This is a genomic window from Halomonas organivorans (assembly GCF_014192055.1).
In the GTDB taxonomy this organism is placed as follows: domain Bacteria; phylum Pseudomonadota; class Gammaproteobacteria; order Pseudomonadales; family Halomonadaceae; genus Halomonas; species Halomonas organivorans.
In genome coordinates this window covers 1-21,862 of sequence record NZ_JACHXM010000020.1, presented here as the reverse complement: position 1 = coordinate 21,862, position 21,862 = coordinate 1, and the positions used below count along the sequence as shown (strand labels likewise).

The following is a 21,862-nucleotide window of genomic DNA, read 5'->3' as shown; positions in this document are numbered from 1 at the left end:
CACTATAATGGCAGCCTTGCAACGGCGGGGCCGCCCCGTCTTTACCGCCCCGACGGCGGCCCTCATTTCGACACGCGCCCAGGCGCTGGAGACCCGACATGTCCGAGCGTATCGCCACGGTCACCCGCGACACCAAGGAAACCCAGATCACCGTTACCGTGAACCTCGATGGAGAGGGCAAGCTGGTCTGCGAGACCGGCGTTCCCTTCCTCGACCACATGCTCGACCAGGTCGCCCGTCACGGGCTGATCGACCTCGAGATCAAGGCGGTGGGCGACCTGCACATCGACGATCACCACACCGTCGAGGATCTCGGCATCACCCTGGGCCAGGCCTTCGACCAGGCGATCGGCGACAAGCGCGGCATCTACCGATACGGACACGCCTACGTGCCGCTGGACGAGGCGCTGTCACGGGTCGTGGTAGACTTCTCCGGGCGCCCGGGGCTGTTCATGGACGTCGAGTTCACCCGCGCCAGCATCGGCCGCCTGGACACCCAGCTGTTCTGGGAGTTCTTCCAGGGCTTCGTGAACCACGCCAAGGTCACCCTGCACATCGACAACCTGAAGGGCTTCAACGCCCACCATCAGGCGGAAACCATCTTCAAGGCCTTCGGCCGCGCGCTGCGCATGGCCGCCGCCGAAGACCCGCGCATGGCCGGTCAGATGCCGTCCACCAAGGGCAGCCTGTGATCCCGCCGACCGACACGAGGAGCGTCCCATGACCATTGCCGTCATCGACTACGGAATGGGCAACCTGCATTCCGTCGCCAAGGCACTGGAGCACGTCACCCATGAGCACGTGGTGGTGACCCGCGACGCGCGTCGCATCCAGGGCGCCACGCGCCTGGTACTGCCCGGCCAGGGCGCTATCCGCGACTGCATGGGCGAACTCGAGCGCACCGAACTGCGCGGCCTGGTCCAGGAGTTGCTGGACCAGCAGGCCAAGCCGCTGCTGGGCATCTGTGTCGGCCAGCAGATGCTCCACGAGCGCAGCGAAGAGAACGGCGGCATCGACTGCCTGGGCTTCATGTCCGGCCAGGTCCGCCGCTTTCCCGCCGACATGCGCGACGACATGGACCACCGTCTGAAAGTGCCGCACATGGGCTGGAACCTGGTGCGCCAGCACCACGAGCATCCGCTTTGGGAAGGCATCGACGACCTGGAGCACTTCTACTTCGTGCACAGCTACTATGTAGAGGCCTCCAAGGATGCGCAGGTGTTCGGCACCACCGACTACGGTCGCGTCACCGCCCACGTGGCCACCGGCCGCGACGCCACATTCGCCGTGCAGTTCCACCCGGAGAAGAGTTCCCGGGCCGGCCTGCGGCTGCTGGAAAACTTCGTGCAGTGGACGCCCTGAGCGTTATCTACGCCAACGTATTCAAGGGCGCCCGCTGCCGCGCCTGACACAATTTCCAGGGCGCCCTTTGAGACGCCCGTAGAGGACTGGACATGCTGGTAATCCCCGCCATCGATCTCAAGGACGGCAAGTGCGTCCGCCTCAAGCAGGGCCGGATGGACGATGCCACCACCTACGGCGACGACCCCGTGGCCATGGCCGCGCGCTGGGTCGACGCCGGCGCCCGCCGCCTGCACCTGGTCGACCTCAACGGCGCCTTCGAGGGCGCACCGGTCAACGGCAAGGCGGTCACCGCCATCGCCCGCGCCTATCCGCAGCTGCCGATCCAGATCGGTGGCGGCATCCGCGAGGCCGCCACCATCGAGCACTACCTGGAGGCCGGCGTCTCACAGGTGATCATCGGTACCAAGGCGGTCAAGGAACCGGCCTTCGTCACCGAAATGTGCAAGGCCTTTCCCGGCCACGTGATCGTCGGCCTCGACGCCCGGGACGGCTTCGTCGCCACCGACGGCTGGGCCGAGGTCTCGACCCAGAAGGCCACCGAGCTGGCCAAGCGCTTCGCCGACGACGGCGTATCCTCGATCGTCTACACCGACATCGCCCGCGACGGCATGATGGGCGGCGTCAACGTCGAGGCCACCGCCGAGCTGGCCCGCGAGGGCGGCCTGCCGGTCATCGCTTCCGGCGGCGTGACCAACCTCGACGACCTGCGAGCGCTGATCGCGGCCGGCGAGCCGGGCATCCTCGGCGCCATCACCGGTCGCGCCATCTACGAAGGCAGCCTGGACGTGGCCGAAGCCCAGGCGCTGTGTGACGAACTCACCAGCCAACGCGACGGGAGCTGATCATGGGACTCGCCAAGCGCATCATCCCCTGCCTGGACGTCGATGCCGGCCGGGTGGTCAAGGGGGTCAACTTCATCGGTATTCGCGATGCCGGTGATCCGGTGGAGATCGCCCAGCGCTATAACCAGCAGGGCGCCGACGAGATCACCTTTCTCGACATCACCGCCAGCCACGAGGATCGCGGCACCACGGTGGAGATGGTCGAGCGCATCGCCGGCGAGGTGTTCATCCCGCTGACCGTGGGCGGCGGCATCCGCACCTGCGACGATATCCGCACCATGCTCAACGCCGGCGCCGACAAGGTGTCGATCAATACCGCCGCCGTGCACAACCCCGAGTTCGTGCACGAGGCCGCCGAGCGCTTCGGCAGCCAGTGCATCGTGGTGGCGATCGACGCCAAGAAGGTCTCGAAGGAAGGCGAAACGCCGCGCTGGGAGATCTTCACCCACGGCGGTCGCCGCCCAACCGGGCTCGACGCCGTGGAGTGGGCCAAGAAGATGGTCGAGCTGGGCGCCGGCGAACTGCTGCTGACCAGCATGGACCGCGACGGCACCAAGACCGGCTTCGACATCGGCGTGACCCACGCCATCTCGGAAGCGGTGAGCGTGCCGGTGATCGCCTCCGGCGGCGTCGGCAACCTCGACCACCTGGTGGAAGGCGTCAAGGACGGCGGCGCCGACGCGGTGCTGGCGGCCAGCATCTTCCACTTCGGCGAGTACACCATCCCCGAGGCCAAGCGGTATATGGCCGAGCGCGGTATAGAAATGAGGCTCTAACGGCGGTTTGTCGGCTTCGCTTTTCTTGGGAGCGCAATTCATTGCGCGAAGGGCGCCGCCAGGCGCCTGGCCCAAGGCAGACCGGGCACGGCCTGCACCGCCGCGATGCGGCGGATCGCGCAGCGGGCTGCGCTCCCACACGACGCATCAGGCCTCGGCTCGCCATGACCGCTCCCGGCGCAAGGGCCCGTCAGCCGGCGGGCTCTTGGCATTGGCGGCTAGGCCCCGCCTGCAGCGCTTTTCGTGGGAGCGCAAGTCATTTCGCGAAGGGCGTCGCCAGGCGCCTGGCCCAAGGCAGGCCGGGCACGGCCTGCACCGCCGCAATGCGGCGGATCGCACAGCGGGCTGCGCTCCCACACGACGCATCAGGCCTCGGCTCGCCATGACCGCTCCCGGCGCAAGGGCCCGTCAGCCGGCGGGCTCTTGGCATTGGCGGCTAGGCCCCGCCTGCAGCGCTTTTCGTGGGAGCGCAAGTCATTTCGCGAAAGGCGCCGCCAGGCGCCTGGCCCAAGGCAGACCGGGCACGGCCTGCACCGCCGCGATGCGGCGGATCGCGCAGCGAGCTGCGCTCCCACTAAAACCTGCCTGGTGGCTCCGACTCGCTGAGTGGGGCTCTGCGTGGGAGCGCAATTCATTGCGCGAAGGGCGCCGCCAGGCGCCTGGCCCATGCCGGAGCAACGCGCGGCTATTCCTCGCCGCCGAGCCCCAGGTTGCTGACGCCCTCGTTGCGGCCCAGGCGGCGCAGCGCCTTCAAGCCGTCGCGGTCGAGCTCACTTTCCACGGCCTCCAGCACCGCGTCCTGAAAGTCGTTCTCGTCTTCCATCAGCGGATGCTCGCGTACCAGGGCCGCGAGACGTTCGCCGTCCTCCTCGCCTTCGGTCAGCTCGATGAAGGCCCGCACGCCGCCACGGGACGTGCGGCTCACTTCCAGTACCGCCTCCGGCGATTCGCCGCGCAGGGTGTCGAGCAGCGACGAGATCGCCACCACCGCCTCCAGGGCGCGACGCGCGCCGAAGCTGTCGTCCCCGGCCGGCGGCTCCAGCTCGGCCAGCTTCTCGGCCTGGCGCTCGAAGTCGATGCGCGCGTCCTTGACCGCCAGGCGCTCCCAGACCAGGTCGAGCACGGGGCGCAGCGCCCTGGGGTCGCCCTGACCGGTGGCTTCGGCATAGAAGGCGTAGTTGGGCAGCAGCCGCTCGCACAGCGCGGCCATGAAGGCCTGCTGACGGCGTGCCGGAAGCGCCTGCAGGCGCTGAAAGAAACCGCTCATGGATTCTCCTGGTGAATCGTCTATCCCGGCCACTGTCTCACGAAACGAGGGGGGCCGGGCATCTGCCCCCTTTCGAGGGAAGCGCAGATGTATGTCGCGAGAGACGAGAGGCGTTAATCCCAAGCCGGCCGACGACGCGCGACGAACCCGCGCCTCCTGCACCCATGCGGGTCGTCGAGCGCAGCCCTGAAGCCGCGCTTGCTCAGGGCCACATGCGCTCCGGCGAGACCCTGCCCTGCACATCGAAGGCCACGCCCTCGTCGATCAGCCGGCGACGCTGCTCGTCCGCCCCGGGATGGTCGGCCAGCTTGCGCGAGGCGGTGATCACCCGAAACCATGGCAGGTCGTGCCCGCCAGGCAGTTCGCGAAGGGCCCGCGCCACCAGCCGCGGCGTGGCACCCTCGGTCATGGCGGCGATGCGCCCGTAGGTGGTCACCCGCCCCGGCGGAATCTCGGCCAGCACGGTGAGTATCTGTTCCTTGAGCACCGCCTTCATGTACCCTGCCTTTCCTCATATATGGCTGATATCGGCGAGGTCGCCCGCATGCATGTTCATCTGCTCCAGCACAGCCCACACCTGGGACCCGCCCGGATCGGCGACTGGCTCGACAGCATGGGCCACAGCCACACCGTCTTCCATCTCGACCAGGGCGAGCTGCCGCCACGGCCCGGCGAGGGCGATGCGCTGATCGTGCTCGACGCCCCCGAGGATGTACCGCCGGCCGACTGGGCGCGCGGCGAGCGCAAGCTGATCGAGCGCACCCTGGACGGCCACAAGCCGCTGCTCGGCATCGGCCATGGCGCCAAGCAGATCGCCGAGGCGCTGGGCGCCACGATATCGCGCGGCACCCTGGCCGAGACCGGCTGGCAGACCGTTACCCTGGCCGAGGCCAGCCCCTTCGACCTACCCGAACGCTTCGAGGCCTTCACCTGGCACCGAGAGATCTTCGGCCTGCCGGAAGACGCGCTGCCGCTGGGCGGCAGCGCGGCGAGTCCGCTGCAGGGCTTCGCCTGGGACGCCGGCCGGGTAGTCGGGCTGCTGTGCCACCTGGAGGCCACCGCCGAGAGCGTCACCGCCATGCTCGACCACCTGCCTCGCCCGGCAGGAGACGCGGAAAGTCCCCATGGCCAGGACCGCGAAGCGATGCTCGACGACCCCAAGCGTTTCGACCGTCTGGCGCCACTGCTCGACCGGCTGCTCACCCAGTGGCTGCGCACCGCCCCGGCCTGATCGCCACCCCGAGCCTCAGGCCGGGGCCACGGTGCGGGACACCTCCCGTCTCTCCACCTCGGCGACCCAGTCTCGTGCGAAGGCCAGGCAGCTGTCCCAGTCACCTACGTGGAGGAAGCGCTGGTCATCGTGCTTCTCCAACTGGTAGCGATACATGGGGTCGTAGTACTCGGTAAGCAGCGGCGCCAGCCAGGCCTCGTGGGCCTGGCGGTTACCGCGCTCGTGCTCGCGAAAGGCCAGCGCCTGCAAGCGCTGCAGACGCGCCAGCCGCGCGCCGCCGAGGCGCTTCTTGAGCCGTGCCAGGGCGCCGGCCAGCTGCTTGCGCATCAGCGTCCAGCCCAGCCAGTCGCCGAACTGCAGGCGGTAGATCTCCCACAGGTCGTCGATGTAGTCCTGGTGGATCTGCGCCAGCCGCCAGTCCAGCGGCATCTCGACGCGAATCCGCGGGGCGTCCTGCATGCCGCGCCAGAAGCTCAGCGGCACGTTGGCCGAGCCGATGTGACGCGACTCGTCCTCCAGCACCACCGGCCCCGGCAGCTCGAGCAGCCGCTGCCCCATGGCATGTTCAAAGTCGATCTGCGACGGCGCCGGCAGCGGATGACGGCCGAAGGCCGACCCCTTGTGACGGGCGCAGCCCTCCAGGTCCAGCCCCTGATCCAGGGCGGCGATCAACGAAGTCTTGGCACAGCCGGTCAGCCCGCCCACCACCAGCAGCGGCTGCTCGGCGGCAGCGTCGATGCGAGCGCACAACGCCTGGCGCATGGCCTTCCAGCCGCCGCGAATACGCGGCCGGGTGATGCCGGCCTCGGCCAGCCACTGCTGGGCGACCTGGGAGCGCAGCCCACCGCGGAAGCAGTAGACGACCGCCTCGGGATGCGCCTCGAGCAGCCGAGTCCAGGCCGCCACTCGCCCGGTCTTGATACCGCCGCTGACCAGCCGCTCACCCAGCGCGATGGCGGCCTGCTGGCCACGGCGCTTGTACTCGATGCCGATCTGGTGACGCTCCTCGTCGTCCATCAGCGGCAGGTTGATCGCGCCGGGCAAGGCCCCATGCGCGAACTCCACCGGCGCCCGCACGTCGATCAAGGTGCGCCCCTCGCGCAGCAGCGCGAGGTCAGGCTCGATCAGTGGCAGGCTCACCCCTTCACCTCGAGACGCACCTCGCCTCGCGCGGCAACGATCTCGCCGAAGGGCTCGAGCTCGAGGCCGTATTCGCGGCCGACGCGTTCGACGTCATCCTCCCAGGAGGGATGCACCGACAACAGCAGGCCGCCGGAGGTCTGCGGGTCGCACAGCCACTGCCAGTGGGCGTCGTCCATCGGCGGCAGCGCCGCGCCCAGGGCATCCCGATTGCGACCGCTGCCGCCGGGCACCGCCCCCTGGCGACGATAGGCCTCGGCCTCGGCGAGGCGCGGCAGGCGGCGGAAGTCGATCCGCGCCGCCACGCCGCTGGCCTCGCAGACCTCGCTGAGATGACCGGCCAGGCCGAAACCGGTGACGTCGGTCATGGCATGCACGCCGTGGATCTTCGCCAGCTCGGCGCCGATGCGATTGGACTCGAGCATGGTGCGCCGCGCCAGCCCCTGGTGGCCGGCCTGCAGCAGGCCCTTCTTCTCGGCGGTGGTCAACAGGCCGACGCCCAGCGGCTTGGTGAGGTAGAGCAGGTCACCGACCTGGGCGCCCTTGTTGAGCTTGAGGTGCTCGAGGTCGACCAGGCCGTTGACCGCCAGGCCGAAGATCGGCTCCGGGGCATCGATGGAGTGGCCGCCGGCCAGCGCCAGCCCCAGCTCGCGGCAGACGGCCTGGGCGCCGGCCACCACGTCGCCGGCAATGTCGGCGCCGAGCTTGTCGATCGGCCAGCCGAGGATGCCCAGCGCCATGATCGGCGAGCCGCCCATGGCGAAGACGTCGCTGATGGCGTTGGTGGCGGCGATACGCCCGAAGTCGAAGGGGTCATCGACGATCGGCATGAAAAAGTCGGTGGTGGCGATCATGCCGCGACCGTCCCCCAGGTCGTAGACGGCGGCGTCCTCGCGGCCCTGGTTGCCGACGATCAGTCGCGAATGGGAGGCGCCCGGCCCGGCCTTGGCCAGGATGCCGTCGAGAACATCGGGGGCGATCTTGCAGCCACAGCCGGCGCCGTGGCTGTATTGCGTCAGGCGGATGGCACTCATCACGGTCTCCTTGGCGTCTTTACCGGCATTCTACAACACAGCGCCCCCACCCCGTCGTTGGACGCCGTTTTCACGCTTCACGGCCGGAAGCCTGGACCAGGTTCGAAAAGTCGACGCACGATGGCACTTTTGGGCATGGTCTAGAGCGCCTCCAGGGCATCGGCCAGCTTATCCACGGCCACCACTTCCATGCCCTCGGGCGAATGCTTGGGGGCGTTGGCGCGGGGCACGATGGCGCGGCGAAAGCCGTGCTTGGCGGCCTCGACGATGCGCTCCTGGCCGCTCGGCACCGGGCGAATCTCGCCGGATAGCCCAACCTCGCCGAACACCACCAGCTCGCGGGCCAGCGGCCGGTTCTGCAGGCTCGATACCACCGCGATCAGCACCGCCAGGTCGGCGCTGGTCTCGAGCACCTTGACCCCGCCTACCACGTTGAGGAAGACGTCCTGGTCACCGGTGAACAGGCCGCCGTGACGATGCAGCACCGCCAGCAGCATGGCCAGTCGGTTCTGGTCGAGCCCCACCGCGACCCGGCGCGGGTTGCCCAGCGCCGAGTCGTCGAGCAGCGCCTGGACTTCCACCAGGATCGGCCGGGTGCCCTCCCAGACCACCATCACCAGGCTGCCCGGCGCCTGCTCCTCGGTGCGCGACAGGAAGATGGCGCTGGGGTTCTTCACCTCCTTGAGGCCGTGCTCGAGCATCGCGAACACGCCCAGCTCGTTGACCGCCCCGAAGCGGTTCTTCTGGCCGCGCAGGGTACGGAAGCGCGAGTCCGCGCCGCCCTCGAGCAGCAGCGAGGCATCGATCATGTGCTCGAGCACCTTGGGGCCGGCCAGGGTGCCGTCCTTGGTGACGTGGCCGACCAGCAGCAGCACGGTGCTGGACTGCTTGGCGAAGCGGGTCAGCGCCGCGGCGGACTCGCGCACCTGGGCCACCCCGCCCGGCGCCGAGGCGATGTCCTCGAGATGGGTGGTCTGGATGGAATCGATGATCAGGATGTCCGGCCGCTCGCGCTCGGCGACCCCGAGGATGGTCTCGATGCTGGTCTCGGCGAGCATCTTCAGGCCCTGGGTGGGCAGTTGCAGGCGGTGGGCGCGCATCGCCACCTGGGACAGCGACTCCTCGCCGGTCACGTACAGCACGCTGCGCTGCTGGGCCAGCTTGCAGGCGGTCTGCAGCAGCAGGGTCGACTTGCCGGCGCCAGGGTGGCCGCCGAGCAGCACCGCCGATCCGGGCACCAGTCCGCCGCCCAGCACTCGGTCAAACTCCTCGAAGGTCGACGACAGCCGCGGCACCTCGCTGAGGTCGACGTTGGCCAGGTCGACCACCTCCCGGGACACCGCGCCGGCATAGCCGCCGCGCGCCGTCGACCCACCGCCCCCGCTGCCGGCGCCGGGGCGGGCGGCCGACAGCCGCACTTCACTCAGGGTGTTCCATTCCCGGCAGCTGGCGCACTGCCCCTGCCACTTGCGGTATTCGGCACCGCACTCGGTGCAGACGAAGGCGCTTTTCGCTTTGGCCATGGGATGTCCGACGGCTGGGTGGCTGATGGCGGGCCAGGGAGCCCAACGACGAGGGGCGACCGACCGGCCGCCCCTCTCGACTACGCGATCGATCGCCTCAGAGACGCTTCAGGCGCAGCATCTCGTTGTTCTGGAAGCGGCGACGCTGGGGGTCGATCAGTTCCAGGGTCTGCGGGTCGAGACGCAGGAAATAGTAGGTCTGGCCTTCACCATTGGGCGTCAGCTCGTAGACGGTGGCTTGGGGGTCGTCGGCGGTGCCGTTGAGCACCTGCCAGTTGCCCGCGTAGTTCTCGTCCGGCGGATTCTGCGGATGGCCCCGATAGGACGCCTGAAGATCGAAGGTCCGTTCCGCCGCGGTGCTCTGGGCATCGCCCAACAGCGTCACGTCCAGGTCGATCCCTTCGCAGTTACGGCACGGCAGGGTGCCCTGATAGGTGCGCTCCGCGGTGTCCATTCCGGGCTCGGTGGCCTGCCCGCCGGGGCCGCCCGCACAGCCTGCCAGCAGGGCAAGCATTGCAGAGCCGGCCAGCAAAGTCCTGATTTGCATCTTCGTCCTCCTAACCAATGGGCATGACGCCGCCTTCGCGGCAGCCTGCCCCACAGCATAACCTCTCGTGGTAATGGCGGACAGCCCGGGAAGCCGTCGGGTTCCTTTCAGCCGGCCATCGGCCGGACATGCTCGAAGACCTGCCACAGCACCAGCGGCATCACCACCAGGCTGCCGAGGTTGCCGATCAGCACCAGCGAGGCTACCCGGTGAGGCTGCTGTCGATACTGCTCGGCGACCAGGTAGTTGAGCACCGCCGGCGGCAAGGCAGCGAACACCCACAGCGAGGCCGCCGCGACGCCGGATAGATCCAGCCAGGCGATCAGCGGCCAGGCCAGCAGCAGGCCGGAGAGCGGGCACAGCACGGCACCGAGCACCCCGCTGCGCCAGTCGTCGAAATCGATATCGAGCATCCGTACGCCGAGGGCGAACAACAGCAGCGGAATGCAGACCCCGCCGAGCATGTTCATCGCCTCCAGCAGCCAGCCGGGCAGCGACACGCCGGCCAGGTTGACGCCAAGCCCCGCCAGGCTCGCCAGCACGATGGGCATGCGCAGCAGCCGCCACAGCGGCGTGCGCGGGTCGAGCATGTAGAGCCCGACCGAGAAGTGCAGCAGCATCTCGACGATGAACAGCACCACCGCCGCCGGCAGGGCCTGCTCGCCGAAGGCCAGCACGATCAGCGGCACGCCCATGTTGCCGGCGTTGTTGAACATCATCGGCGGCAGGAAGGTCTTCGTCTCCAGGCCCAGCAGCCTGACCAGCGGCCACAGCAGCAGGCCCGAGCCAAGCACCACCACCAGGCCGGCCAGGGCCAGGCTGGCGTAGTCGGTCAGCGGCGCCTCACGGTCGGCCAGCACCGCGAACACCAGCAGCGGCACGAACAGCTCCATGTTGAGGGTGTTGAGACTGCGGATGTCGGGGCGGCGATAGCGGCCGTAGAGAGTCCCGCAGCCGGCGATCAGGAACACCGGCAGCAGGGAGGCAAGGATCTGACCGATCATCGAAGGGTTTCCATAGCAGGCGAATCGATGCGCCCCAGCCTACCACGGGGGACGGCTTGCGCGGGGCCCCCGGGCGGGCGACCATGGCCGCATTGCCCCGCGACCCGAGAAGTGAAGATGAGCAAGTTCTGGAGCCCCAAGGTCCGCGAGCTGACGCCCTATGTACCCGGCGAGCAGCCCCGCGAACGTCTGGTCAAGCTGAACACCAACGAGAATCCCTATCCGCCGGCGCCGGGCGTCGAGGCGGCGCTGCGGGAGTTTTCGGCCGACCACCTGCGCCGCTATCCCGACCCCGAGTCCCGCGCCCTGCGCGAGGCCCTGGCCCGGGAGTTGGGCGTGGAGGTAGACCAGGTGTTCGTCGGCAACGGCTCCGATGAAGTGCTGGCCCTGGCCTTCCAGGCCTTCTTCTGTCACGACCGGCCGCTGGAGATGCCGGCCATCACCTACAGCTTCTATCCGGTGTACTGCCGGCTCTACGACGTGGAGCGCCGCGCCCTGCCGCTGGACGCCGAGTGGCGGGTCGATCTCGAGGCCTTCTCGCCGGACGCCGGCGGCGCCATCTTCGCCAACCCCAATGCGCCGACCGGCCACGGCCACGGCCGCGAGGCGATCGCCGGCCTGCTGGAGCGAATCACCGAGTCGGTGGTACTGGTCGACGAGGCCTACGTGGACTTCGGCGGCGAGAGCGCCGTGCCGCTGATCGAGCGCTTCCCCAACCTGCTGGTCACCGGCACCTTCTCCAAGTCGCGCAGCCTCGCCGGCCTGCGTCTCGGCTATGCGGTGGGCTCACGAGAGCTGATCGAGGGGCTCGAGCGGGTCAAGGACTCCTTCAACTCCTACCCCATCGACAGCCTGGCCAGCGCCATCGGCATCGCCGCTCTGGAGGATCGCGAGCACTTCGACGCCTGCCGCGAGGCGGTGATCACCACCCGCGATCGCACCCGCACGCGTCTCGAGGGCCTGGGCTTCCGGGTACTGCCGTCGCAGAGCAACTTCCTGCTGGTGCACCACCCCGAGCAGGACGCCGCCCAGTTGTTCGTCGGCCTGCGCGAACGCGGTATCCTGGTGCGCCATTTCAACACCGAGGCGCTGAGCGGCTGGCTGCGCATCTCCATCGGCACCGAAGACGAGATGGACAGCCTGGTCGAGGTCCTGGAAGGCCTCTGCCGCTGAGCCGAGTTTCCCCGGCGGGGCGCATCGCCCCGCCCGCTCCCCATTGACGAGTCATTCCATGAGCGAGCAACGATTGCCGCTGGGCGGCGTGCATCACGTGGCCCTGATCACCGCCGACTATTCGCGGGCCAGGCGCTTCTATCTCGAGGTCCTCGATGCCGAGATCCTCCACGAGGTCTATCGCGAGCGGCGCGACAGCCACAAGCTCGACCTGCGCTTGCCCGGCGGCATCCATCTCGAGCTGTTCTCCTTTCCCGCCCCGCCGCCGCGCCCCAGCTATCCCGAGGCCTGCGGCCTGCGCCATCTAGCGCTCGCCACGCCGGACCTCGATGCCTGCGTGGCCCTGCTCGAGGCCCGCGGCGTCTCCCCCGAGCCGATCCGCGTCGACGAATACACAGGCGCCCGCTTCACTTTCTTCAGCGACCCGGACGGCACGCCCATCGAGCTGTACGAAGACGCGCCGTGACCCGCCCCTGGCGAATCGCCCTGCTGAGCGCCGCCGGCCTGCTGGCGGCCACCCTGTGGTGGTGCGTCTGGCAGTGGCAGTTCCAGCAGTCGCTGGAGATCGCCCGCCAGCATGCCGATAACCGGCTGTCGCTGTACTCCACCACCCTGGAGGGCGCACTGGCCCGTTTCGCCTTTCTGCCGAGGCTGCTGGCCGGCCAGGCGCCGGTCCGCTCGGCGGTGCTCGAACCGTCTGGCCACACCATCGATCGTGTCAATCGCTATCTCGAGCAAGTGGCCGAGGATGCCGGTGCCGAAGCCATCTTCCTGCTCGACCGACGCGGCGACACCGTGGCCAGCAGCAACCATGACAGCCCGGACAGCTTCATCGGCCACCACTATGGTTTCCGCCCCTACTTCCAGGATGCCCTGGACGAGGGCGAGGGCGAGTTCTTTGCCATCGGCAGCACCACCGAGCGCGCGGGCTACTTCGTCTCGGCGCCGGTCGTCTCGACCGCCGATGGCCGGGCGGTGGGGGTGGTGGCCATCAAGGTAGCGCTGGAGTCCCTGCAGGCAAGCTGGCGCCGGGCCGGGGAAACCGTGCTGCTCTCCGACGCCAATGGCGTGGTGATCCTGTCGAGCCGCCCCGGCTGGCGTTATCGAGCGCTTGCGCCGATCACCGCCGCGGCCATGGACGAGATCCGTCAGCAGCGCCAGTTCCTCGACCAGTCCCTCGAGCGACTCGGCAGGGTATTGGCCGACGACTCGCTGGCCATCGGCGACGGCTCCAGCAGCGAGCGCTACCTGGACCTCTCGCGGGAACAGCAACGGCTGGGCTGGACCATGCACTACCTGGTGCCGATGCGACCGCTGTACCTGGACGCACGCAACGCCTTCCTGGCGGCGGCAGGCGCGACCCTGGTGCTGTTGCTGCTCGCACTGTGGCTGCGCGAACGTCAGAAGCGCCAGCGCCTGAGGGATCGTGAGGCACGCATCGTCCGCGAGGCCAACGAGCGGCTCGAGGAACGGGTCGTCGAACGCACCCAGGCGCTGCAGGAGGCCCAGGAGGAGCTGGTCCAGGCCGGCAAGCTGGCGTCGCTCGGCACCATGGCGGCCGGCATCGCCCATGAGCTGAACCAGCCGCTCTCGGGCATTCGCACCTATGCCGCCAACGGCGTTCGCCTGCTGGCCAAGGGCCGCGAGGAGGCGGCGGCGAGCAATTTCACCCGCATCCAGTCGCTGTGCGATCGTCAGGATGCGCTGATCCGCCAGCTCAGACTGTTCGCCCGCCGCGGCGGCAGCCGCGAACCCATCGACCTCGAAGAGCGCCTGACCTTCGTGCTGGAGCTGCTTGACGAGCGCATTCGCCGCCAGGGCGTCGAGGTGGTGATCGAGCATGGCGAGGCGCCGCGCCTCCCGGTCCTCGGCGATGCGCTGCGCCTCGAGCAGCTGCTCACCAACCTGCTGCGCAACGCCCTGGATGCCCTGGTGCCGATCGAGCGGCCGCGACTGGCCATCTGCCTGGCGGCCGACGGGGAGAGCATGACGCTGCGGATCGCCGACAACGGTCCGGGCCTCGACGAGGCAATCCTGTCGCGCCTGTTCGACCCTTTCTTCACCACCAAGGCGGTGGGCGACGGCCTGGGGCTCGGCCTGTTCATCTGCTTCGGCATCGTCCAGGACCTTGAGGGACGCATCAGCGCCGCCAACCTGCCGCAGGGCGGCGCCTGTTTCGAGGTCACCCTGCCCCTCGCCCCGACGCTGCCCTCATCCGAAGGAGAACGTCAGGATGACGACTGAAGACACCCTTCCCGTGTGGCTGGTGGACGATGACCCCGATATCCGGGAGTCGCTGAGCCAGTGGCTGGAGGTCTCGGACCTGGCGGTGCGCACCTTCGATGCCGCGCCCCCGGCCCTGGAGGCCTTGGCAGGCGGCGCGGCATGCGGCGTGCTGGTCAGCGACGTCAAGATGCCGGGCATGGACGGCCTGGCACTGCTCGACGCCGTCCAGGCGCTCGAGATGCCGCCTCCGGTGGTGCTCATCACCGGCCATGGCGACGTGCCCATGGCGGTCGCGGCCATGCAGGCCGGCTGCTGGGACTTCGTGGAGAAACCCTTCGCGCCGGAGCGCCTCGAGGAATGCGTGCGCCGCGCTCTCGCACAACGCCAACTGTCGCTGGAGAACGCCCGCCTCAGGCGAGCCCTTCGCGAGGGCGACATGGCGGGCCGCCTGCTGGGCCAGGCGCCGGCCATGGTCGCCCTGCGCCGCCAGCTCGAGACCCTGGCCCCGGTGCAGGCCAACGTGCTGGTCTACGGCGAAACCGGCAGCGGCAAGGAGGTCGTCGCCCGCTGCCTGCATGACTTCGGCCCCGGCGCCGAGGCCCCTTTCGTGGCCCTGAACTGCGGTGCTCTGGCGCCCGAGCTGATCGAGTCGGAGCTGTTCGGCCACGAGAAGGGCGCCTTCACCGGGGCCAACGGTCGACGCATCGGCAAGCTGGAACATGCCAGCGGCGGCACCCTGTTCCTGGACGAGGTGGAGTCCCTGCCACTGGACGCTCAGGTCAAGCTGCTGCGCGCCCTGCAGGAGGGCGAGGTCACGCCGTTGGGCAGCAACGAGGTGCGACCGGTGGCGCTGCGCGTGGTGGCGGCCGCCAAGGCCGACCTGCCGAGCCTGGCGCGGGAGGGCCGGTTTCGCGAGGACCTCTACTATCGGCTGGCCATCACCGAGCTGCATCTGCCTCCCTTGCGGGAGCGCCGCGAGGACGTCGCGACGCTGTTCGGCCATTTCTGCCGGCAGGCCGCCGCGGTCCACGAACGCGACGCGCCAGAGGCGTCTCCCGCGCTGCTCCAGGCCCTCGAACGGCAGGCGTGGCCGGGCAACCTGCGCCAGCTGCGCAATGCCGCCACCCGATTCGTGCTGGGTCTCGAGATTCCCGGGCTCGAAGAGGGCGGGGAGAGCGAGCCCGGCTCGCTGAATGCCCAGGTCGCCGCCTTCGAGTGCGCCCTGCTGCGGGCCGCCCTGGGCCGGCACGGCGGCAATATCCAGGCGGTGATGGAAGAGCTGGAGCTGCCCCGGCGAACCCTCAACCAGAAGATGCTCCGACACGGGCTGCGCCGCGAGACCTTCCTCGATCCCGAAGCCCCCGAGTCATCCGACCCGGGAGATGCCTGACGGATCGGCCATTTCTTGCCGACAGCGCCGTTCACCATCGGCAAGAAATGGCCGACAGCCTGCCGATTTCCTCCGGGTAACGCCCTCTTTAGTGCCTCAACATATTGAAGAAAAAGCAAAAGCCTCTTGTTGGCAAGCTTGTCGCTATATCAACGAGCCAGTCATCAAAATAACTCGCTTGCGACGGAGGCTCGTATGCAAAAACGCCAGTTCCTGAAACTCGCCCTGACCCTCTCCACCGCCACCGCGCTCGGCCTGGGCGCCTCCGTGGCCTCCGCCGAGTCCGGAGAAGGCGGCGGCCAGTACATCATGGGCACGGCTACCACCGGTGGCACCTTCTATCCGGTCGGCGTCGCCCTCTCGACCCTGGTGCGGGTCAAGCTCGAGCCCACCCATGGCCTGTCCGTCTCGGCCATCAGCTCGGCCGGCTCGGCGGAGAACCTGCGACTGATGGATAGCGACGAGGCACAGTTCGGCATCATCCAGGCGCTCTACGGCGCCTGGGCCTGGAACGGCAGCGGTCCGGTGCCGAAGGCCTACAAGGACATCCGCTCGGTGTCCATGCTATGGCAGAACGTCGAACACTTCGTGGTCCGCAATGAGCTGGTGGAAACCGGCACCATCGACGATCTGACCGGCCTGTATGACCATGGCTTCTCCATCGGCGCACGCAACTCCGGCACCGAAGGCTCCGGTCGGCAAATTCTTGCTGGTCTCGACATCGACCCGGAGCAAATGGACCTGGCCTACCTGGGCTACAGCGCCAGCGCCGAGGCCATGCAGAACGGCAACATCGACGGCATGAACATCCCGGCCGGCGCCCCGGCCTCGGCGGTCACCAGCGCCTTCGCCAACATGGGCGACGACATCAGCGTGCTGGATGTCACCGAGGACCAGCTGGCACGCATCAACCAGGAGTTCCCGGTCTGGAGCCCCTACCAGATCGACGCCGACACCTATCCGGGCCAGGACGAGGCCATCCATACCATCGCCCAGCCCAATATCCTGGTGGTCAATGCCGACGTCCCCGACGAGGACGTCTACCAGATCACCAAGGCGATGTACGAGAACCTGCCGTTCCTCAACAATATCCATCCTGCCACTCGCGCCATGGCGCTGGAGAAGGCCCTCGATGGCCTGCCGATGCCGCTGCACCCCGGCGCGGCCCGCTTCTTCGAGGAGCAGGGACTGGAGATTCCGGACGCCCTGATCGCCGACTGACGCCCCGTCCCGCGACCCGCCGTCGATCCCCGGGGACGGGGTTCGACGGCCACTCGAGGCATTTCCGACGGCGGCGAGCTCTCGCCTGGCCGCCGCCGTCCGCTCCAGGAGAGCTTTCATGAACACCACACCCGCAAGCGAGGTGCGAGACGAGTCGGCCCGCGAGGCCCCGGCGCGTCTCGATCACCCCTGGCTTGGGCGACTGCTGTTCGGCCTGACCATCGTCATCGCCCTGGCCCATCTTTACTTCAACACCTTCAGCACCCTGTCCGAGGTCTGGACCAGCGCGCTGCACTTCGGCCTGTTCGGCCTGCTGTGCGCGCTCGCCGTGCCGATGCTCCACGCCGCCAAGCCGTCGCGACGTCGGCTGGTGCTGGTGGTCGATATCCTGCTGGGCCTGGCGGCGGTGGGCTGCGCGCTCTACCTGATCGCCTTCGAGGATGCGCTCTACGACCGCGGCGTGCGCTTCTCGACCGCCGACTGGGTGGTGTCCATCGTCGCCCTGGGACTAGTGCTGGAATTCGCCCGCCGCACCACCGGCTGGTTCATCCCGGCGCTGTGCCTGGTCGCCCTGACTTACGTGGCCTGGTGGGGCCAGTACGTCGGAGGGGTGTTCAACTTCCCGGGGCTGAGCTGGGAAACCGTGCTGTTCAGGAGCTACATGGGCGGCGAGGGCATGCTGGGCTCCATCGCCCGCATCTCCTGGTCGTACGTGTTCATGTTCATCCTGTTCGGCGCCTTCCTGGTGCGCTCGGGTGCCGGCGACTTCATCATCGAGCTGGCCCGCTGCGCCGCCGGGCGCTTCGTGGGAGGCCCAGGATTCGTGGCCGTCTTCGCCTCCGGCCTGATGGGCTCGGTCTCCGGCTCCAGCGTCGCCAACACCGTCTCCACCGGCGTCATCACCATCCCGATGATGCGCAAGGCCGGCTTCCCGGCGCGCTTCGCCGCCGGCGTCGAGGCCGCCGCCTCCACCGGTGGCCAATTGATGCCCCCGGTAATGGGCGCGGGCGCCTTCATCATGGCGTCCTACACCCAGGTCTCCTATCTCTCCATCATCGGCATCGCGGCCCTGCCGGCGCTGCTGTACTTCATCTCCGTCGCCATGTTCGTGCGCATCGAAGCCAAGCGCAGCCATGCCCACCAGCTTGCCGACGAGGACGCTCCGAGCTTTGTGACCGTGCTCAAGGGCGGCTGGCACTACCTGCTGCCGCTGGTGGTGCTGGTGGCCGCCCTGATCTACGGCTTCACGCCCACCTATGCCGCGGGTATCGCCATCCTCTCGGTAGTGGCCGCCTCCTGGCTGTCGAAGACGCCGATGACCGTCGGCGCCATCCTCGAGGCTCTGTCGCTCGGCGCCCGCAACATGATCACCACTGCCATCCTGCTGATGACGGTCGGGCTGATCGTCAATGTGGTCTCCACCACCGGCATCGGCAACGTCTTCTCGCTGATGATCACCGACTGGGCGGGCGGCAGCCTGCTGATCACCCTGGTGCTGATCGCCGTGGCCTCCCTGGTGCTGGGCATGGGCCTGCCGGTCACCGCGGCCTACATCGTGCTGGGTACCCTGTCGGCGCCGGCGCTCTACGGCCTGATGGCCCAGGACCAGCTGATCGACCTGCTGATGAGCGGCCAGCTCCCCGAGCAGGCCAAGGCCATCTTCATGCTGGCCGCGCCCGACCAGTTGGCCGCCCTGAACGCGCCGATGGATGCCGCCTCGGCCAGGGAGCTGCTGTCGGTGGTGCCGGACAACTTCCGCAGCCAGCTCTACGAGCAGGCGCTGTCTCCGCACACCCTGACCATGCTGCTGGTCGCAGCCCACATGGTGATCTTCTGGCTGTCCCAGGACTCCAACGTCACCCCGCCGGTGTGCCTGACCGCCTTCGCCGCCGCGGCCATCGCCGAGACGCCGCAGATGCGCACCGGCTTCACCGCCTGGAAGATCGCCAAGGGCCTGTACATCATCCCCCTGCTGTTCGTGTGGTCGCCGCTGATCACCGGCTCGGCGCTCGACATGGTGACGGTGTTCGTGTTCGCCGCGTTCGGGATCTACGCCATCATCGCCGGGCTCGAGGGCTACCTGGAGCACGAGCTGCCCTGGTGGCTGCGGCTCTGCATGTTCCCGATCGGCGCGCTGATGCTGTGGCCCCACGGCTACCTGGCCCTCGACCTGCTCGGCCTGGTCATCTTCGTCGCGGTGCTGCTGTGGAGCTATCGCCTGGGCAGGCACTCTGCCCCCTTCATCGCGGGCGCCCAGCCCGGGTAAACGCCGCCCTGCCGGTCGACGCCTGACCGATGAAATGCCAGGTCTCCGGCTCTCGCCGGAGGCCTGCCTGACGGCGGCTCGCCCATTCCCGTTTCCCCGCGCGCCCTCTCATCCCGGCACCCGACCGGTAGAGGCCTTGCGAGTCCGCCGTCGACACCGGCTAGTCCAGAAGCTGGGGCCCCGCTCCCCGTTCCGAGAGCTCATCCCAGGGGTTGCGCAGCGGACAGTCCTCCATGGACAGGCATCCACAGCCGATGCATCCCCCGAGCTGGTCCCTGAGCTCGGTGAGCTTGGTGATGCGGGTATCGAGCTCCGCCTTCCACTGGCTCGAGAGCCTCTTCCAATCCTCGGCGGTGGGTGTTCGCTGGTCCGGTAGCTCCGCCAGCGCCTCGCGGATGGTGACCAGGGGAATCCCGGCGCGCTGGGCGACCTTGATCACCGCGATCCGTCGCAGCACATCCCGGTAGTAGCGGCGATGGTTGGCCTGATTGCGCCAACTTCGAATCAGCCCCTTGCCCTCGTAGAAGTGCAGGGTGGAGATGGCGACGCCGCTGCGGCTGGCCACCTCACCCACGCTGAACTCCTGGCGAATCCTGTGCTTGCCCCGTGAAACCATGCCTGCCCCTCGCCCGAATGGGTGTTGCGATGAATGTGCCACGACGGCCCTTGACCTCAACAATACTTGAGGTCTTAAAACGATTCCCGCACACCCACACAAGAGGAGTCAAACACCATGCAGGAGACGCTCAGGATCGCCGTCATCTACGGAAGCGTTCGTGACGGCCGCATGGCCGATACGGTGGTGAACTGGGTCAAGCATCGGTTGGGAGAGTGGCCGGGATTCACGGTCGACGTCATCGACCCCGCCGGACGCGACGCCGATGACCAGGGCGCGCACGATCACAGGCTGGACGCCGCCGACGGCTTCATCGTAGTCACGCCAGAGTACAACCACTCCTTTCCGGGAGCCTTGAAGAGCCTGATCGACAGTCACTTCTGGGAATGGCAGGCCAAGCCGGTGGCCTTCGTTTCCTATGGCGCCGCCTCTGGCGGTATTCGCGCCGTGGAACAGCTGCGCGGCGTCTTCGCGGAGCTGCACGCCGTGGGGCTCCGCGATGCCGTGATGCTGCCCAACGTATGGAACCAGTTCGATCAAGACGGCGCTCTGCTCGAGGCGGACATGTCGGCTCGTGCCATGCGGACGCTCCTTGCCCGTCTTCAGTGGTGGGCGAACGCCCTGGCGGATGCCCGTCGGACCCATGCCTACCAGGAGGTGGTGACATGACGAGGATCGGGAACGGCGAAGCCCGGGTGTTGATCCTCGGACGCGCCCAGGAAGTCATGGACACGGTCTGCGCCGAGCTCGTCAATGCCGGACACCGAGTCACCGGTACGGTGGAGCCGGAGTATGCCGACGTCCACTATCATGCCGGCGAATTCGATCTGATCGCCTTTGGAGGGGGGATTCCCTTAGAGCTCAGGAACCGCTTGAAGGACACCTTCTCGGCACAGAATCCTCGGGTCCAGCTGCTGGATACGTTCGCGCCCAGGGCAGCGTGGCAGATTCATTCCGCCATCGAGGGCGTATCATTCGCATCGTCGGTGGAACTGGAGGCGTACTGCCACCGCATCGGCTATCAGGGGCCGCGCACGCCAACGCTGGAAACGTTGCGCACGCTGGTGGAGCGGCACTCGGCCGCTATCGTGTTCGAGGCACTCGATGCATGGCTTGGGCACGGCGTGGACATCGCGCCGAACGCGGTCGACGCGAAGCTGATCACCGCCGGACGAGGCGGCTACTGTTTCGAGCAGAACAGCCTGATGAAACGCGTGCTGATGGCGATGGGCTTCGAGGTCGAGGGCCTCATCGGCCGTGTCCGCTGGGGGCAGCCTGCGGGGGCCGCCCCGATGCCGAGATCCCACATGGCCCTGAGAGTCACCCTCGATGGGGTGCCATGGCTGGTCGACGTGGGATTCGGCGGATCAGGGCCGTCGGCCCCGCTGCGCATGGATACCGCGGCTCCCCAGGCCACTCGGCATGAGACGTTCCGGATCTTTCCCTTCGGGGACAGCCTGGTGCTCCAGGCCCAGTCCGATGACCAGTGGTGGTCGATGTACGAGCTCTCCAGCGAGCCGCAACTGGACACCGACTTCGCGCCGTTCAACTGGTATACGTCCACCCATCCGGACTCACCGTTCACGCGCTCGCTGATCGTGGCACGAACGACGCCGGAGGGACGATTCACCTTGTTGAATGGCCGTTTCACTACTCGGCGACCGGACGGGGACGTTGACCGGCAGATGCTGGATGCCGATGGCATCGAAACGGCGCTACGGGAGACCTTCTCCCTGCCGTTCCAGCCGGAATGGCGATCTGCCATTCAACGACTCATCGAAACCGACACGACATAGGCAAGCATCCCCGGGCCATCTTCGGCCCGTGTGAAAAACCCCCGAGCCATGTGGCCCGGGGGTTTTCTCGGTGCTCGGTATCGATGCCTGACGATGATCCGGCGGCCGGCGATCCGGCGGCCGGCGACCCGGAGGGCGGTTCCCGCGATGCTCCAGGGGGACTCCCCTGGCAGCCATATCCCCTGTCGCCCAGGCATGGACACCCATCGTCCCGACATGAAAAAACCCCGAACCTGTCGGTCCGGGGTTTTCTCGGTATAGATGCCTGACGATGACCTACTCTCGCATGGGAACTCCCACACTACCATCGGCGCTGAGCGGTTTCACTGCTGAGTTCGGCATGGGATCAGGTGGTTCCCGCACGCTATGGTCGTCAGGCGAAAAAGGGCAATGCAAATCATGCTGACGAGATGCGTCTCGCGTATCCGGCGTCGTCTGTTGTCAT

General features: G+C 68.0%; 21 protein-coding genes and 1 rRNA gene. 13 read left to right on the top strand and 9 right to left on the bottom strand.

The features are described from left to right. Window positions 1-98: 98 nt before the first annotated feature. From hisB to hisF, 4 genes are all read left to right on the top strand, one after another. A complete protein-coding gene (gene hisB, locus FHR96_RS16035; protein WP_183388737.1) occupies window positions 99-692 on the top strand; it encodes an imidazoleglycerol-phosphate dehydratase HisB in 594 nt (197 codons plus the stop codon). A 28-nt stretch (window positions 693-720) separates the two neighbouring features. Then, a complete protein-coding gene (gene hisH, locus FHR96_RS16030; protein ID WP_183388736.1) occupies window positions 721-1,362 on the top strand; it encodes an imidazole glycerol phosphate synthase subunit HisH in 642 nt (213 codons plus the stop codon). 92 nt (window positions 1,363-1,454) lie between these two features. Then, a complete protein-coding gene (hisA, locus tag FHR96_RS16025) occupies window positions 1,455-2,207 on the top strand; it encodes a 1-(5-phosphoribosyl)-5-[(5-phosphoribosylamino)methylideneamino]imidazole-4-carboxamide isomerase (protein WP_183388735.1) in 753 nt (250 codons plus the stop codon). Between the two features lie 2 nt (window positions 2,208-2,209). Beyond that, window positions 2,210-2,983, top strand: coding sequence for an imidazole glycerol phosphate synthase subunit HisF (gene hisF, locus FHR96_RS16020; protein WP_183388734.1), 774 nt, complete (start codon window positions 2,210-2,212; stop codon window positions 2,981-2,983). A gap of 685 nt (window positions 2,984-3,668) precedes the next feature. Here the strand turns inward: hisF and FHR96_RS16015 are convergent. Beyond that, the gene (locus tag FHR96_RS16015; protein ID WP_183388733.1) at window positions 3,669-4,250 is read right to left on the bottom strand and encodes a YjaG family protein; all 582 of its coding nucleotides are present in this window, start codon (window positions 4,248-4,250) and stop codon (window positions 3,669-3,671) included. A 202-nt stretch (window positions 4,251-4,452) separates the two neighbouring features. After that, complete coding sequence (locus FHR96_RS16010; RefSeq protein ID WP_183388732.1) at window positions 4,453-4,746, bottom strand: MGMT family protein; 294 nt, start codon at window positions 4,744-4,746, stop codon at window positions 4,453-4,455. Between the two features lie 48 nt (window positions 4,747-4,794). On the opposite strand from FHR96_RS16010, the gene FHR96_RS16005 reads away from it, so the two are divergent. After that, complete coding sequence (locus FHR96_RS16005; RefSeq protein WP_183388731.1) at window positions 4,795-5,481, top strand: type 1 glutamine amidotransferase; 687 nt, start codon at window positions 4,795-4,797, stop codon at window positions 5,479-5,481. A 15-nt stretch (window positions 5,482-5,496) separates the two neighbouring features. On the opposite strand, the gene mnmH is transcribed toward FHR96_RS16005, so the two are convergent. From mnmH to FHR96_RS15980, 5 genes are all read right to left on the bottom strand, one after another. Then, complete coding sequence (gene mnmH, locus FHR96_RS16000) at window positions 5,497-6,621, bottom strand: tRNA 2-selenouridine(34) synthase MnmH (protein ID WP_183388730.1); 1,125 nt, start codon at window positions 6,619-6,621, stop codon at window positions 5,497-5,499. After that, on the bottom strand, window positions 6,618-7,658 hold the full coding sequence (selD, locus tag FHR96_RS15995) for a selenide, water dikinase SelD (protein ID WP_379685234.1): 1,041 nt from the start codon (window positions 7,656-7,658) through the stop codon (window positions 6,618-6,620). The genes mnmH and selD overlap by 4 nt, the downstream gene beginning before the upstream one ends. A 137-nt stretch (window positions 7,659-7,795) precedes the next feature. Next, window positions 7,796-9,178, bottom strand: a complete 1,383-nt coding sequence (gene radA, locus FHR96_RS15990) for a DNA repair protein RadA (RefSeq protein WP_183388728.1) — start codon at window positions 9,176-9,178, stop codon at window positions 7,796-7,798. A 97-nt stretch (window positions 9,179-9,275) separates the two neighbouring features. Beyond that, window positions 9,276-9,725, bottom strand: coding sequence for a copper resistance protein NlpE N-terminal domain-containing protein (locus FHR96_RS15985; protein WP_183388727.1), 450 nt, complete (start codon window positions 9,723-9,725; stop codon window positions 9,276-9,278). 107 nt (window positions 9,726-9,832) lie between these two features. Next, window positions 9,833-10,729: an AEC family transporter gene (locus FHR96_RS15980; protein WP_183388726.1), complete on the bottom strand. Its 897-nt coding sequence runs from the start codon at window positions 10,727-10,729 to the stop codon at window positions 9,833-9,835. A gap of 117 nt (window positions 10,730-10,846) precedes the next feature. Here FHR96_RS15980 and hisC point away from each other — a divergent pair, with 117 nt between their 5' ends. The 6 genes from hisC (at window position 10,847) to FHR96_RS15950 (ending at window position 19,005) form a co-directional block, all read left to right on the top strand. Continuing rightward, entirely contained in the window at window positions 10,847-11,902 is a 1,056-nt protein-coding gene (hisC, locus tag FHR96_RS15975; RefSeq protein ID WP_183388725.1) for a histidinol-phosphate transaminase, read from the top strand. A gap of 58 nt (window positions 11,903-11,960) precedes the next feature. Beyond that, a complete protein-coding gene (gene gloA2, locus FHR96_RS15970) occupies window positions 11,961-12,368 on the top strand; it encodes an SMU1112c/YaeR family gloxylase I-like metalloprotein (RefSeq protein ID WP_183388724.1) in 408 nt (135 codons plus the stop codon). Next, on the top strand, window positions 12,365-14,146 hold the full coding sequence (locus FHR96_RS15965; RefSeq protein WP_343066370.1) for a sensor histidine kinase: 1,782 nt from the start codon (window positions 12,365-12,367) through the stop codon (window positions 14,144-14,146). The genes gloA2 and FHR96_RS15965 overlap by 4 nt, the downstream gene beginning before the upstream one ends. Continuing rightward, window positions 14,136-15,518, top strand: a complete 1,383-nt coding sequence (locus tag FHR96_RS15960) for a sigma-54-dependent transcriptional regulator (RefSeq protein WP_183388723.1) — start codon at window positions 14,136-14,138, stop codon at window positions 15,516-15,518. The genes FHR96_RS15965 and FHR96_RS15960 overlap by 11 nt, the downstream gene beginning before the upstream one ends. A gap of 195 nt (window positions 15,519-15,713) precedes the next feature. Next, complete coding sequence (locus FHR96_RS15955) at window positions 15,714-16,739, top strand: TAXI family TRAP transporter solute-binding subunit (protein WP_183388722.1); 1,026 nt, start codon at window positions 15,714-15,716, stop codon at window positions 16,737-16,739. Window positions 16,740-16,857: 118 nt separating this feature from the next. After that, window positions 16,858-19,005, top strand: a complete 2,148-nt coding sequence (locus FHR96_RS15950) for a TRAP transporter permease (RefSeq protein ID WP_183388721.1) — start codon at window positions 16,858-16,860, stop codon at window positions 19,003-19,005. A gap of 160 nt (window positions 19,006-19,165) precedes the next feature. Here FHR96_RS15950 and soxR read toward each other — a convergent pair whose 3' ends face one another. Then, window positions 19,166-19,621 carry a redox-sensitive transcriptional activator SoxR gene (gene soxR / locus FHR96_RS15945; RefSeq protein WP_183388720.1) on the bottom strand — a complete coding sequence of 152 codons (456 nt, stop codon included), beginning with the start codon at window positions 19,619-19,621 and terminating at the stop codon, window positions 19,166-19,168. A 117-nt stretch (window positions 19,622-19,738) separates the two neighbouring features. On the opposite strand from soxR, the gene FHR96_RS15940 reads away from it, so the two are divergent. Together FHR96_RS15940 and FHR96_RS15935 are read left to right on the top strand one after the other, a co-directional pair. Continuing rightward, window positions 19,739-20,290 carry an NADPH-dependent FMN reductase gene (locus tag FHR96_RS15940; protein WP_183388719.1) on the top strand — a complete coding sequence of 184 codons (552 nt, stop codon included), beginning with the start codon at window positions 19,739-19,741 and terminating at the stop codon, window positions 20,288-20,290. Then, a complete protein-coding gene (locus FHR96_RS15935) occupies window positions 20,287-21,417 on the top strand; it encodes an arylamine N-acetyltransferase family protein (protein ID WP_221195852.1) in 1,131 nt (376 codons plus the stop codon). Before FHR96_RS15940 ends, FHR96_RS15935 begins: the two co-directional genes overlap by 4 nt. Window positions 21,418-21,680: 263 nt before the next feature. Here FHR96_RS15935 and rrf read toward each other — a convergent pair. Beyond that, window positions 21,681-21,795 (bottom strand): 5S ribosomal RNA (gene rrf / locus FHR96_RS15930). Window positions 21,796-21,862: the final 67 nt, after the last annotated feature.

What these genes read in the sequence shown, in the direction of transcription:
- hisB (WP_183388737.1), top strand. Translation starts at nt 99, where the DNA reads ATGTCCGAGCGTATCGCCACGGTCACCCGCGACACCAAGGAAACCCAG.
- hisH (WP_183388736.1), top strand. Translation starts at nt 721, where the DNA reads ATGACCATTGCCGTCATCGACTACGGAATGGGCAACCTGCATTCCGTC.
- hisA (WP_183388735.1), top strand. Translation starts at nt 1,455, where the DNA reads ATGCTGGTAATCCCCGCCATCGATCTCAAGGACGGCAAGTGCGTCCGC.
- hisF (WP_183388734.1), top strand. Translation starts at nt 2,210, where the DNA reads ATGGGACTCGCCAAGCGCATCATCCCCTGCCTGGACGTCGATGCCGGC.
- FHR96_RS16015 (WP_183388733.1), bottom strand. Translation starts at nt 4,250, where the DNA reads ATGAGCGGTTTCTTTCAGCGCCTGCAGGCGCTTCCGGCACGCCGTCAG.
- FHR96_RS16010 (WP_183388732.1), bottom strand. Translation starts at nt 4,746, where the DNA reads ATGAAGGCGGTGCTCAAGGAACAGATACTCACCGTGCTGGCCGAGATT.
- FHR96_RS16005 (WP_183388731.1), top strand. Translation starts at nt 4,795, where the DNA reads ATGCATGTTCATCTGCTCCAGCACAGCCCACACCTGGGACCCGCCCGG.
- radA (WP_183388728.1), bottom strand. Translation starts at nt 9,178, where the DNA reads ATGGCCAAAGCGAAAAGCGCCTTCGTCTGCACCGAGTGCGGTGCCGAA.
- FHR96_RS15985 (WP_183388727.1), bottom strand. Translation starts at nt 9,725, where the DNA reads ATGCAAATCAGGACTTTGCTGGCCGGCTCTGCAATGCTTGCCCTGCTG.
- FHR96_RS15980 (WP_183388726.1), bottom strand. Translation starts at nt 10,729, where the DNA reads ATGATCGGTCAGATCCTTGCCTCCCTGCTGCCGGTGTTCCTGATCGCC.
- hisC (WP_183388725.1), top strand. Translation starts at nt 10,847, where the DNA reads ATGAGCAAGTTCTGGAGCCCCAAGGTCCGCGAGCTGACGCCCTATGTA.
- gloA2 (WP_183388724.1), top strand. Translation starts at nt 11,961, where the DNA reads ATGAGCGAGCAACGATTGCCGCTGGGCGGCGTGCATCACGTGGCCCTG.
- FHR96_RS15960 (WP_183388723.1), top strand. Translation starts at nt 14,136, where the DNA reads ATGACGACTGAAGACACCCTTCCCGTGTGGCTGGTGGACGATGACCCC.
- FHR96_RS15955 (WP_183388722.1), top strand. Translation starts at nt 15,714, where the DNA reads ATGCAAAAACGCCAGTTCCTGAAACTCGCCCTGACCCTCTCCACCGCC.
- FHR96_RS15950 (WP_183388721.1), top strand. Translation starts at nt 16,858, where the DNA reads ATGAACACCACACCCGCAAGCGAGGTGCGAGACGAGTCGGCCCGCGAG.
- soxR (WP_183388720.1), bottom strand. Translation starts at nt 19,621, where the DNA reads ATGGTTTCACGGGGCAAGCACAGGATTCGCCAGGAGTTCAGCGTGGGT.
- FHR96_RS15940 (WP_183388719.1), top strand. Translation starts at nt 19,739, where the DNA reads ATGCAGGAGACGCTCAGGATCGCCGTCATCTACGGAAGCGTTCGTGAC.
- FHR96_RS15935 (WP_221195852.1), top strand. Translation starts at nt 20,287, where the DNA reads ATGACGAGGATCGGGAACGGCGAAGCCCGGGTGTTGATCCTCGGACGC.